The sequence below is a fragment of the Nocardia sp. NPDC059195 genome (genome assembly GCF_042754695.1).
Taxonomy (GTDB): domain Bacteria; phylum Actinomycetota; class Actinomycetes; order Mycobacteriales; family Mycobacteriaceae; genus Nocardia.
Window position 1 is genome coordinate 1 of sequence record NZ_JBHZBG010000015.1, and the last position, 12,004, is coordinate 12,004.

Below are 12,004 nucleotides of genomic sequence, written 5' to 3' on the forward strand. Positions count from 1 at the left end.
CCACCGGCACCACCTCCACCGGGGAGCATCACCGGTCGCGGGCGCGCGATCAACTCGACCAGTTACCGAGGCAACCTTCCTGGACGAGGCACTAGGCGTACGTCCGCCTTCGCTCCGGCCGTGCGCGAGCTGATGAACGCTGTCGCGGCTGCGTCCATTAGGCTCGTCGCGATCCGAGCGGGGCGGGTTCCAGCCCGCCGTCCGCCGTAGAGCGCCGGGTACCCGGCGGGAGGGGAAACACAGCATGGACGACCTGAACAACGCCGCAACGGAGCTCTCGCGCTGGGCGGAGGATCTGGAACAGAAGGCGCAGCGCTACCAGGAGCTGCACGCCAAGATGACCGCGGTGAGCGTCACCGATACCTCGGCCGACGGCCGGATCAGCGTCACCGTGGACGCCAACGGCTCGACCACCGCCATCACCCTTGCCGCGGCGGTCCGCGGCATGGATCCCACCGCCGTGGCGACCGAGCTCATGGCCTGCACACACCGAGCCCAGGCGCGCTTGCGCGACCAGGTCACCGGCTTGGTCCATGACACGGTCGGCACCGACGAAGCCGGGGAGGCCATCGTCGGCCAGTACAGCGACCGGTTCCCCGATCTCGACCCGACGTCGTCGGCGCCCGTTCCGCCATCGGCGCCGCCGGCCGCCCCTGCCGCGCCGTGGCCGTCCGAGCCCGACGCTCCCGCGACCCGCAAACCCGACCGCAACCGGGTTGTCGCACCCGAGGAGCCGTCCGACGAGGACATGTTCTACCAGCGCAAATCCTGGTTGCAGTAGCCACCGCAACAACTCGGCACACATTCGATGGAACCGAATGGGGTCGGGGCGCGTCCAATTAGATCGAGAGCTGCGGACTCGACCGAGTTCGCCGGAGGAGGGATTTGCGCGTGACCAGTCTGGTGAATGTGAATCTGGATGCGATCAGGTCGCAGGCCTGCTCGGTGGACGTCGTGTCCGGCGGGGTCGCCGAGGCGCTCGAGGCGGCGAACTATCTCGCCCACGCCGACGACGGCTACGGCCTGCTCGTGAAGCCGTACGCGGTGAGCACCCTGAACACGCTCCACGACGAGATCACCGAGACACTGGCTCAGCTCGACACCCTGACCGCGGAGATGCCGGGCAAACTGCGCACCGCCGCCGACACCTTCGAAACGTGTGACACCACCCGGGCGGGCGATCTCGCAGGCAAGACCGCCGAGATCGAAAGGAACGTCTGACCATGGCCGACGGACCCAACGCAGCGGGCACGTTCCTCAACGAGAACACGATCCTGCCCGGCACGGTGAGCACCTTCGACGACGGCGAAGCACCGCAGAACGACCTGCTCGTAGAAGGCGTCGACTACCGGGACACCTATTACCAGGAAAGCAATTTCCTGTTCAACAATGTGGGCACCCCCGAGGGCGGGGAGGAGCCCGACGCGGGCATCATGAAAGGCACGCTCCTGGGTGACACCTGGGAGAACGGACTCGGCGCCTACCAGGCGGTGACCGGCGACGGATCGATCACGGACAAGGTCGGCGCCATCTCCGCGGCGGCGGGTACCGCGGGTGATCTGGCGTCCGCGGCGTCGATGTTCGGCAAGGCGATCAAGGGCACCTCCACGCTGGCGAAGTTCGATCCGTTCAACTTCCTCGGCGCGCAGCTGATGAGCTGGATGCTCGAACACGTCGAACCGGTGCGCAAATCACTGGAATCGATCACCGGCAGCCCGGATATGGTCAAGGCGTATTCGGATTCGTGGAAAGCGATTGCCGAGAGTCTGACAACGACCGCAGAGGAATGGGCAACCGCACTCGACAGCGGAATCGGTGAATGGGCGGGCGAAGCCGCCGAAGCCTACCGGGCCACCGCGACAGATCTGACGGGCAAGATCGCCGAGAAGGCGGCTGTCGCCGGGGTGCTGTCGGAGTGCAATGCGGCGATGAAGGGCATCGTCGAGACAGTGCGTGAGATCGTGGTCGGGATTCTGAGCAATCTCGCCGGCATGCTCGCCGAGGCGACCGCGATACTGATCGCGTCCGCGGGTACGGCGACCCCCGCCCTGATCGCCCGGGCGCTGTTCGACATCTCGCTGGCCACAACGACGGTCGCACAGCAGCTGGTGGCACTGTCGCAGGCATTGATCGACACGAAGACGCTGGCCGAGAGCGCCGTGAAGATCATCCAGGGCGTCACCGAAGTCGAGACCGCGAAGTAGCGACCGCGCTCGACGCGGAAGCCGGTGCCGACCCGCTCGCGGTGGCAGACTGCGACTATGACGACCAACGATTGGGCCGATGTCGACAGCTATCTCGTCACCACCCTCGTGGGCGAGGAAGGCGTGCCCGCACTCAACGCCAACGCCGACGCGGGCCTGCCCGCCATCGACGTCTCCCCACCCCAGGGCAAACTGCTGAACCTGTTGGCTCGCACCGCGAAAGCGCGCCGGGTACTCGAGATCGGCACCCTCGGCGGGTACAGCACCGAGTGGCTGGCGCGCGCGGTCGGTGACGGCGGCCTCGTCGTCACTCTCGAATTCGAACCACGCCACGCCAAGGTCGCCCGGGAGAACCTGGACCGCGCCGGGGTGGGCGATCGCGTCGAGATCCTGGTCGGCGCGGCCCTGGACACCTTGCCCGGCGTCGCCGAGGACCTGACCGAACCATTCGACCTGGTCTTCATCGACGCCGACAAGGTCAACAACTCCAACTACGTGCAGTGGGCGCTGCGCCTGACCCATCCGGGTTCGGTGATCATCGTCGACAACGTGGTGCGCGCGGGCACGGTCGCCGACGAACAGACCGAGGACCCGAACGCCAGGGCGAGCCGCGACCTGATCGAATTGCTCGCCGCCGAACCGAGTGTCGATGCGACCGTCATCCAGACTGTCGGCTCGAAAGGTTGGGACGGATTCGCCTACGCCGTAGTGAACGGTCCGAATTCCTGACCTTTCACCGTGTTGGGACGGATTCGCCTACGCCGTAGTGAACGGTCCGAATTCCTGACCTTTCACCGTGTTGGGACGGATTCGCCTACGCCGTGGTCAACGGTCCGAATTCCTGACCTTCACCGCCCGGCAACGCGGATGGTCACTGCCGGGCGGGCGGAGTTCATCGCGGGGTTGTTCGCTGCCGCTAGCGTGGGAGTGTTCGATAGAGGAGCCGCCGTCATGGAATTCCGCCATCTCGTCTCGTTCATCGCGCTCGCCGAGGAATTGCATTTCGGGCGTGCGGCGCAACGTCTGCATCTGACCCAGCCGAGCCTGAGCGCCCAGTTGCAGAAACTGGAGAAATCCCTGGAAGTGCGGCTGGTCGCACGCAACTCGCACGAGGTGCGGCTGACACCGGCGGGCCGGGAGTTCGAGCTGCAGGCCCGCCAGATCGTGGCCCAGCTCGACCGGGATCTGCGTGGTGCTCGTGGACTCGGTGGAGCCGGTGGTGCCGAGGCCGCAGCCGGTGAGGGCGAGGGCGGTGGTGAGCGCCACGCCCAGCGCGGGAAGTGTGCGTTTCATGGTGGGTCTATCCTTCTCATCGGGGTCTTGCCGAAATCAGTGAACGGCGACAGCGGCCGCGTCGACGGCCGGTATCGAATTGGGCTGTGGTGCTTGCCAAGTCAGGCGCAGGCCGGTGTCGGGATCGAACAGGTGGATGTCGGCGGGGTCGATGCGGCAGGCGATGTCCTCGCCCACCCGGACACCGGCCGGACGCGCCGCGCGCACGCAGAGCCCGGATTCGAGGTGCACGAGTTCTTCGCTGCCGAGGTTCTCGACCATTCGCACCCGGCCTCGGACATCGGTCGAGGTGTCGTCGATCCGCAGGCGTTCCGGCCGGATTCCGGCGACGACGGTGGTGGCGTCGCCGGAACCCTCGGCGATGTCCAGCCCGGCGTCGATACCGTCGGCCCTCACCTTCATATGGCCGTCGCTCGCGGCGTTTCGCGTCGAGGTTCGACAGCGGCTCGTCCATCAGGAACGCACCGGGATCGCGAACCATGGCCCGCGCCAACGCGACTCGCTGCCGCTGTCCGCCCGACAGCGCGACCGGGCGTCGCTCCAGCAGCGCCGAGATCTCCAGCGTCGCCGACACCTCGGCGACCCGCTGCGGGATCTCCGCCCGCGGCCTGCGCCGGGCCCGCAACGGAAACCCGATATTGCGGGCCACCGAGAGATGCGGATACAGCGCGTAGCTCTGGAACACCATCGCCAGATCCCGCCGCTGCGGCGCCGCGTCCGTGACATCGGTGCCGCCAACCAGAATTCGCCCCGCGGTCGGCTCCGCCAACCCCGCGATCATCCGCAACAGGGTGGATTTGCCACAGCCACTCGGCCCCAGCAACACCATGAACTCACCATCGGCGATATCGAGACTCACCTCGCGCACCGCGTACTCGGCATCGAACTTCTTCGACACCGCTTCGATCTGCAGTCGTGCCATGCGCCCAGTGTCGAGCCCGCTACGGTCCGCGCGCCGGTGCGATAGTGAACGTCGATCGGTCCAATCGTCTCGGCCCTACCGGACGCGGACTGCACCGGTGTTCGCTCAGCCAGCGGGTGAATCCGCGGCGAGGATGGATTCGAGAATCGCGCGCTGCCTGGCGTCCAGTAGGCCTCGGATGAGAGTGCTGGTCTGCCAGTGGAGGTCGGCGGTGGGGGTGTCGAGGGCGGGAAGCGGGCGGGGTCGGGCTTGCTGTGCAGGATCGCGTCGATCCGGACGACGTCCGTGCGCTGTGGCGGGCATGCGGGGGCGCCGGCGTCACACCGCCCGGTCGAGGGTTCAGCGAGGTCCGGCGTGCAGGACGACTTTGCCGTTGCGGCCGGGAGTCTCGGACACCACGGCGGCCTCGGCGGCCTGATCGAGCGGGAAATCGGCCTGTACGTCGAGACGCAGGGTGCCGTCGGCGGCGAGCGTGACGAGTTCGGTGATCAACCGTAGGTAATCGGCGCGATCGATGTCGGAACTGCGCTGCTGGCCCCAGAAACCTTTCACCACAGCCTGTTTGAAGATGACGGCGCCGGTGTCGATGATCAGCGGTTTGCCCGACAGCGCGCCGAAGGAGATCAGTTCACCCCTCGGGGCGAGCAGCGCCATCAGGTCGCCCGCGGCGGGGCCGCTGACCTGGTCGACGGCGCGCACAATCGGTTCGCCGCCGGTGATGCCGGCCCCCGTGGCGAGCCAGCCCACCGATTCGGTGTCGAGCACCGGACCGTAGCCGAGCTGTTCCAGTGCCTGCACCGAGGACTGGCCGCGCACCAGGCTCAGCACCCGCACACCGCGTTCCTTCGCGAACAAGTTGAGCAGGCGACCGACCGCGCCGTTGGCGGCATTCACCACGATCCACTGACCCGACGTCACCCGCAGGTCATCGAGCAACATGAGAGCACTCAGTGGCATGGCGAGCAGTTGGCAGGCGGTCTCGTCGGCCACGGAATCCGGCATCGGCACCGCTTGTCCGGCGCGGGCGACGAAGGATTCCGCCCACGCCTGACGTACGCCGGCGATCGCGACCCGCTGCCCGACCTGGAGTGTGTCGACACCGGGCCCGACCGCCTCGACAACACCGGCGGCCTCGGTTCCGGGGATCGCGGGCAGCGTGGGCCGGTAGCCGTACACGCCGCGGATGATCGCCAGATCGTGGTTGTGGATCGGCGAGAGCGACATCGCGATCCGCACCTCACCCTCCCCGGGCTCGGGGGTCGGCACCTGCTGTGCGGTGAGCACGTCCTTCGGTTCACCGAATTCGTCGATGACAACTGCCTGCATGTCCGCCTCCGTGGTGGTTGCGAGTCCCTGCCGAGCGTGATCGTGCTCCATTGTGGCACCGTGGCCGTCGTGGGTCGCTCAGGTGGCCGGTTGCCGCCGGGAGCGCCCGGCGCATGGTGGGACGCGGCTGTCAATACGCCGCAGGGCTGACCGCGGGTCGCTCTCCGGTACGGCGTGAAGATAGCTCGCACGGTGGACGAATGTGACCGGTCGGCGTGCGTACGCTCGGTGTATGGCAGACGCACTCGGAACACGTTCGCCCGCAGTGCGATCCGGCTCGCGCATCGCCGAGCTCGATATCCTGCGTGGGTTCGCCCTGTTCGGGATTCTGATCACCAACGTGGTCGTGGCAACCACGTTGTGGTCGGTGGTAGGCACTCGCGAGGACCCGGTACTGGGCTTCGGGGGCACCGTCGATCTGCTGGTGCGCGCCACTGTCGATGCACTGTTCGCCGGGCGGTTCTATCTGCTGTTCGCGTTCCTGTTCGGATATTCGTTCACCCTGCAGATCGCGGCGGCCCAGCGTGCGGGGGTTTCGCCGGTGCGCCGGTTGCTCCGACGGTGTGCCGCGCTGATGGTGATCGGGCTCGTGCACGTCTACCTGCTGTGGATCGGCGACATCCTCACGCTGTACGCGTTCCTGTGCCTGACGCTGATCGCGCTGCGCAACATGCGGCCGCGGACCGCGGTGATCACCGGGATAGTGCTGTACGTGACCTGGTCGGCGTGGACCTTTCTGCCGGGCAGCACCGGGGTTCTCGCGTTCGGTGAGTTCGTCGACCTGCCCGCGATATCCGCCGACTACACCGCGGACTTCGCGTCGACGCTCTCCGCGCAGACCGCCCTCGCGCCGGTCTTCCTGCTGCTGATCTGGTTCAGTCAGGGCGTGCCGAGCTTGGCGATGTTCCTGATCGGCATGGCGGCGGGCAAACGAAACCTGTTCGGGAACCCGGAACTGCTGCGCCGCTGGTCCTTTCGCGCACTCGTGCTCGGCTTCGGCCTCGGCCTGCCGATCTCGGCGATGACCTTCGCCGAGTCGATGACCTGGTGGGACGCTCCCACCGCGCTCCACGGCCTCCAATTTCTGGTGAATCCGGCCATGACGTTCGCCTATGTCGCCGCGATCCTGCTGGCAGCACAGTCCGCACGGCTGGGCCGCTGCACGGCCCTGCTCGCCCCCGCCGGGCGCATGGCCGCCACCAACTACATCGGCCAGTCGATCGTGCTGATGCTCGTCTACACCGGCTACGGCCTCGCCCTCGCCGACACCATCGCGCCCCTGGCTGTCATCGCGATCGCGCTGCTCACCTTCGCCGCGCAACTCGCGTTCAGCGCCTGGTGGTTGCGCGGTCATCGTTACGGCCCGGTGGAGTGGTTACTCCGCGCCGCGACCTACCTGACCATCCCGCCATGGCAACGTCGTTCCGAACAGCAGGCTCCGCCCGCCGCATAAGGTGCCGCTTCGGCGCTCTACCGTTTACCGGTGCTCGACGTATCGGATCCGCCCGCAACGAAATCCGTACGCCGGATCACCGAGCTCGACATCCTGCGCGGGTTCGCGCTGTTCGGGATTCTGATCTGCAACGCGGTCGTCGCTGTACGCCGCCCTCGGCCTGATCCTGATCGCGGTTCGCCCGCTCGGTCCGCGGACGGCAGCCCTCGCGGGTGCGACGCTCTTGCTGATCTGGGCGATCGGCAGCGTCCTGCCCGGCCTGACGCCCGGCGCCGGACTTCGGATGCCCGAGGTGGGGGCGGCCTATACCGGCACTGCCGCCGAAACCCTTTCCGCCCAGCTCGCCGTCGCGCCCACCGCGCTGCTACTGGTGTGGTCCGCCGGGGCGGTGCCGAGCCTGGCGATGTTCCTGCTGGGCATGGCCGCGGGCAAGCTGAACGTGCTCGGGCAGTCGAACATGACGCGTACCTGGGCTTTACGGGCTCTCGTAGTGGGACTGTGCGCGGGAATGCCCGTTTCAGCGCTCACTGTCGCGGCGTCGATGGGGTGGTGGACACCGCCGCCATTGCTGATCGGGATCCAGGCGCTGGTGAATCCGCTGATGACCTTCGCTTACCTCGCCGCTGTGGTGCTGGCGGCACGGTCGGTACGGCTGGGTCGCCACTGCGCTGTGTTGGCACACGCGGGAAAGATGGCGGCCTCGAACTACATCGGGCAATCGATCGTGCTGATGGTCGTCTACACCGGCTACGGTTTCGCCTTCGCCGACGATGTGTCGCTGGGCGTCGTGATCGCGGTCGGCCTGGCGACCTTCGCCGCCCAACTCGGGCTCAGCGCCCGGTGGCTGAGCCGCCACCCGTATGGGCCGGTGGAATGGGTCCTACGTGCTGCGACCTACTGGACCGTCCCTGCCTGGCGTAAGCCGTCAGTCGGCGTTTTGTGAAAGGCGGTGGAATTCGGCCCGCCAGCGGTTCAGGCCCGAGGCGTCGTGGCGAGGGACGGATTCCACGCGGACCTGGGCCAGGTCGGGGGCGGTGAACGAGTCGATGTCGCCGCGGGTGAGGGGCCATGGTGGGCCGACGGTGGCGGGGGTCTTGCTGATGTCGGCGATGACGAGCAGGGTCGCGCCCGGCGCGAGCAGGTCTCGGATGCTGGTGATGGCGGGGGTGCGGACGTCCGGCGGCAGGGATTGGACCGTGATCGACTCGATGACCAGGTCGAAGGCGTGGCGCCAGGCCGGCGGTGGGTTGAGTAGGTCGGCGACCTTGTAGGTGACGGGGGAATGCGGGAAGCGGGCCCGCGCGCCGCGGATCGCGGTGGGGGAGACGTCGAAGGCGGTGGTTCGGATGCCTTGGGAGGCAACGAATTCGGCGTCGGTGCCGTAGCCGCAGCCGATCACCAGGCCCCGCGTTCCCTGCGGTAGCGAGGCAGTGCGGAGCCAGTCGACCAGCAGTGGATTGGGTACGTCTCGATCCCACGGAACCACCGAGGTCCCCGCTGCGGCCTCGGCATAGAGCGGTTCGAACCATCCGGTCGGATCGTTCGCGGCCAGAGCCTGCGCGGCGAGGCGACGATCGGCGGACGGCTGCGCGTCGGTCATAGGTCCAGTCTTCACCACCGGCGACCGCCGTGTCGCCCGATATTCGGCGACTCGCCCAACGGCCGGTGATGCTGAATGGTGCTCGAGGTCAAGCCCGACGGGCAGCGCGCGCGGCGAAACCGTCGCAGAGCGCTTCGAGGCCGAGAAACAGGAGGTCCTCGGAGGTGAGGTCGCTCACCCCCGCGCCCTCGAGGTCGGCCAGCGCAGGCGGCACGGGGAAGGAGGGTTTGCCCTCGAGGAGATCGCGCAGCCCGTTGGTGTCGTCGGTGACGGTGCGCTTCTCGGCCAGTAGCGCGCCGCCGACCACCGGCAAGCTGGCACCGGAGATGTAGTTCCAGACCGAAAACCCCATCGTGGTGGCCTCGCGGGCCGTCACGTCGAGTTCACGCAGGCCCTCGACCAACCACGCCAGGCTCGTCAGGCCCTGCGGGCCGAAGCTGTAGCGGGGGACCGCGAAGGTGAGCAGCACCCAGGGATGCTGCTGGTAGAGCTCCCAATCGATCTCCGCGGCGATGCGCACCCGGTCGCGCCACGTCCACCCGCGACCGACCGGATCGGGGTAGGGGTGGCGGGCGGCGATCTCGTCGGTCATGGCCGCGATGAGTTCGTCCTTGTTCGCCACGTGCCGATACAGCGACATGGTGCCCACATCGAGGCGGTCGGCGATGCGGCGCATCGACACCGCGTCGAGTCCGTCGGCGTCGGCGAGGGTGATCGCGGCATCGACGATCGCGGTGCGGGTGAGCTTCGCCTCAGTCATCCCATGACTCGCTTTCGTAATACAACCTTCATGCGTACACTGTACCCAGCTCCCGCGTACGGTGTACGCACACCGTGGAAGGATATTCGGAGAATGACGAAGCTGGAACCGGCGGTGCCCACCGCAGTCGCCGGTGGACGCCGCGCATGGCTCGGCTTAGGCGTGCTGCTGCTGCCGGTGCTGTTGGTGTCGATGGATATCTCGGTGCTCTTCCTTGCCATGCCGACCCTCACGGCCGACCTGGACCCCACCGCGTCGCAACAACTCTGGATCCTCGACATCTACGGGTTCATGCTGGCGGGTCTGCTCATCACGATGGGCAACCTCGGCGACCGCATCGGCCGACGCAATATCCTGCTCGTCGGCGCCGCCATCTTCGGTGTCGCGTCGGTGCTGGCCGCGTTCGCGCCCACCGCGCCGATCCTCATCGCGGCCCGCGTCTTGATGGGCATCGGCGGTGCGACGCTGCTGCCGTCGAGCCTGGCGCTGATCTCCACGCTGTTCCCCAACGCACGGGAACGGGCCACCGCGATCGGCATCTGGACCGCGTTCTTCGCCGGTGGTTCGGCGGTCGGCCCGATCATCGGCGGGGTGCTGCTGCACCACTTCTGGTGGGGCTCGGTGTTCCTGATCAACATTCCGGTGCTGGCGATTCTGCTGATCTTCGGGCCGATCCTGCTGCCCGAACATCGTTCCGCGGCCCTCGGCCCGATCGATCTGCCCAGCGTCGCGCTGTCGATCGGCGGGATCCTGCCGTTGATCTACGGGATCAAACACATCGCCGCCGAAGGACTGGACGCGGTGTCGCTGGTGATCGCGGTGATCGGCGTCGGACTGCTGGTGCTGTTCGTGCGCAGGCAGCGTCATCTCGCGGAACCGCTGCTCGACCTGTCGTTGTTCACGCGGCCGCTGTTCCGGGTGGCGATCGGGGCGAGCATGGCCGGCATGATGTCGCTCGCCGCGATGAGCTACCTGACCAGCATCTATCTGCAGTCGGTCACCGGTCGTGACCCGTTGGCCGCCGCACTGCTCGGCATTCCGATGGCGATCGCGGTGTTCGTGTGCTCGATGAGCGGCGCGCGGCTCGGGCTGCGGCTGGGCGTGCGGGCGACGTTCACACTCGCGCTGATGCTGTCGGCGATCGGCAACCTGATGCTGCTCGGCGTCGGTGTCGACGGCGGTCTCGGTTGGTATGTGGCGGGCTCGGTGATCGCCGGTATCGGCTATGGCTTCTCGTTCACGCTGGTGTCGGATGTCGCGGTGTCGGCGGTGCCCGCCGAGCGGGCGGGGTCGGCGGTGGGGATCTCCGAGACGAGTTTCGAACTCGGCAATGCGCTCGGTCTCGCGCTGCTCGGCTCGGTGGCCGCGTTGGTGTTCCGCTCCGGTGGCGACTTCGGCGAGACCCTGGGCGACACCCTGCTGCAGTCATCCGGTGACGACGGGCTGATCCACGCGGCTCGCGAATCCTTCGTCAGCGGAATGCACCTCGCGACCGCGGGCGGCGCACTTCTGCTGATCGCGATGGCTGTGCTGGCCTGGCGCTCGGCCCGCACCAGCCACTGAGTGACATCCGCCAGGTGTGCGCTACGACACCTGGCGGTCGACTCGGTCCTGACCGCGGATCGACGCCGACTGCCGCTGATCGAGAGCGACCCGTCGCGGGCGGCCATTCGGCGGATCGTGGATCGTCCGGCCGGGTGCGACCGTCCGGCGGCGTGATGGCCGCCACGGTGTGCGGTGGTGGTCGCCCTCACCGGGCGGACGTCCAGGTCGGTTGCATAGGATCGTCGGATGCGAAACGAGGGTGCGACGGGACTGGCGACATTGCTCGCCCTGGCCGATTCGCGCCTGCCCATCGGTGGGCACGTGCATTCCGGTGGTGTCGAGGAAGCCGTGTCGTCGGGGTTGCTGCGCGACAACGCGAGCGTCGAGTTGTACCTGCGGCGCCGGGTCGCCACCTCGGGACTGGTGACTGCGTCCCTCGCCGCCGCGGTGTGTGGCGCGACGCTGACTCCCGAACGCGCCGAGCTCGAAGCCGACGCACGCACACCGTCACCCGCCGCGCGAACGGCTTCGCGCGCGCAAGGCCGCGGTCTGCTGCGCCTGGCCAAACAGCTGTGGCCGCACCATGATTGGACCGCGGTGGGGCCGCGTCCTCACCTGTCGACGGTGTTCGGCATGGTCGGTGCCGCCTGTGGCGTGAGCACCGAACAGCTGGCGGGTGTCGTCGTCTATACGACACTCACCGGCGCTGCCACCGCCGCGCAACGCCTGCTCGCCCTCGATCCCGCCGCCATCGCCGCGAGCACCATGCGCCTGGCACCGCTGTGCGACCGGATCGCCACCGAGGCGGCCACCGGGCTCGCCGCGTTGTCCGATCCGCTGCAGGACGCGCTCGCCGAACGTCACCTCCATCGCGACATGCCGTTGTTCGCGTCCTGACCAC

At 67.8% G+C, this 12,004-nt stretch carries 12 protein-coding genes and 2 pseudogenes; 9 read left to right on the forward strand and 5 right to left on the reverse strand.

Translation table 11 applies throughout. The features are described from left to right. Positions 1 to 244 precede the first annotated feature (244 nt). From ACFXKN_RS19830 to ACFXKN_RS19850, 5 genes and pseudogenes are all read left to right on the forward strand, one after another. On the forward strand, positions 245 to 781 hold the full coding sequence (locus ACFXKN_RS19830; RefSeq protein ID WP_378966582.1) for a YbaB/EbfC family nucleoid-associated protein: 537 nt from the start codon (positions 245 to 247) through the stop codon (positions 779 to 781). Positions 782 to 891: 110 nt separating this feature from the next. Then, complete coding sequence (locus tag ACFXKN_RS19835; RefSeq protein ID WP_378966562.1) at positions 892 to 1,221, forward strand: type VII secretion target; 330 nt, start codon at positions 892 to 894, stop codon at positions 1,219 to 1,221. Between the two features lie 2 nt (positions 1,222 to 1,223). Further along, on the forward strand, positions 1,224 to 2,204 hold the full coding sequence (locus ACFXKN_RS19840; protein ID WP_378966551.1) for a hypothetical protein: 981 nt from the start codon (positions 1,224 to 1,226) through the stop codon (positions 2,202 to 2,204). A gap of 57 nt (positions 2,205 to 2,261) precedes the next feature. Beyond that, a complete protein-coding gene (locus tag ACFXKN_RS19845) occupies positions 2,262 to 2,933 on the forward strand; it encodes an O-methyltransferase (protein WP_378966546.1) in 672 nt (223 codons plus the stop codon). A 222-nt stretch (positions 2,934 to 3,155) separates the two neighbouring features. After that, a pseudogene (locus ACFXKN_RS19850) lies at positions 3,156 to 3,404 on the forward strand (LysR family transcriptional regulator); the annotation flags it as partial. Between the two features lie 129 nt (positions 3,405 to 3,533). On the opposite strand, the gene ACFXKN_RS19855 reads toward ACFXKN_RS19850, so the two are convergent. From ACFXKN_RS19855 to ACFXKN_RS19865, 3 genes and pseudogenes are all read right to left on the reverse strand, one after another. Continuing rightward, a complete protein-coding gene (locus ACFXKN_RS19855; RefSeq protein WP_378966532.1) occupies positions 3,534 to 3,899 on the reverse strand; it encodes a TOBE domain-containing protein in 366 nt (121 codons plus the stop codon). A 97-nt stretch (positions 3,900 to 3,996) separates the two neighbouring features. Then, positions 3,997 to 4,419, reverse strand: a pseudogene (locus ACFXKN_RS19860) (ABC transporter ATP-binding protein); the annotation flags it as partial. 339 nt (positions 4,420 to 4,758) lie between these two features. Then, positions 4,759 to 5,745, reverse strand: coding sequence for a zinc-binding dehydrogenase (locus tag ACFXKN_RS19865; RefSeq protein WP_379433561.1), 987 nt, complete (start codon positions 5,743 to 5,745; stop codon positions 4,759 to 4,761). A 232-nt stretch (positions 5,746 to 5,977) separates the two neighbouring features. Here ACFXKN_RS19865 and ACFXKN_RS19870 point away from each other — a divergent pair, with 232 nt between their 5' ends. Together ACFXKN_RS19870 and ACFXKN_RS19875 are read left to right on the forward strand one after the other, a co-directional pair. After that, entirely contained in the window at positions 5,978 to 7,198 is a 1,221-nt protein-coding gene (locus tag ACFXKN_RS19870) for a DUF418 domain-containing protein (protein WP_378966510.1), read from the forward strand. A 223-nt stretch (positions 7,199 to 7,421) separates the two neighbouring features. Then, entirely contained in the window at positions 7,422 to 8,141 is a 720-nt protein-coding gene (locus ACFXKN_RS19875) for a DUF418 domain-containing protein (RefSeq protein WP_378966500.1), read from the forward strand. Here the strand turns inward: ACFXKN_RS19875 and ACFXKN_RS19880 are convergent. Together ACFXKN_RS19880 and ACFXKN_RS19885 are read right to left on the reverse strand one after the other, a co-directional pair. Next, the gene (locus ACFXKN_RS19880) at positions 8,124 to 8,798 is read right to left on the reverse strand and encodes a class I SAM-dependent methyltransferase (protein ID WP_379433562.1); all 675 of its coding nucleotides are present in this window, start codon (positions 8,796 to 8,798) and stop codon (positions 8,124 to 8,126) included. The genes ACFXKN_RS19875 and ACFXKN_RS19880 overlap by 18 nt on opposite strands. Before the next feature lie 88 nt (positions 8,799 to 8,886). After that, complete coding sequence (locus tag ACFXKN_RS19885; RefSeq protein ID WP_379433563.1) at positions 8,887 to 9,558, reverse strand: TetR/AcrR family transcriptional regulator; 672 nt, start codon at positions 9,556 to 9,558, stop codon at positions 8,887 to 8,889. Positions 9,559 to 9,651: 93 nt separating this feature from the next. On the opposite strand from ACFXKN_RS19885, the gene ACFXKN_RS19890 reads away from it, so the two are divergent. Together ACFXKN_RS19890 and ACFXKN_RS19895 are read left to right on the forward strand one after the other, a co-directional pair. Then, positions 9,652 to 11,121, forward strand: coding sequence for an MFS transporter (locus ACFXKN_RS19890; protein ID WP_378966480.1), 1,470 nt, complete (start codon positions 9,652 to 9,654; stop codon positions 11,119 to 11,121). 228 nt (positions 11,122 to 11,349) lie between these two features. Next, positions 11,350 to 12,000, forward strand: a complete 651-nt coding sequence (locus ACFXKN_RS19895) for an urease accessory protein UreF (protein ID WP_378966469.1) — start codon at positions 11,350 to 11,352, stop codon at positions 11,998 to 12,000. Positions 12,001 to 12,004 lie beyond the last annotated feature (4 nt).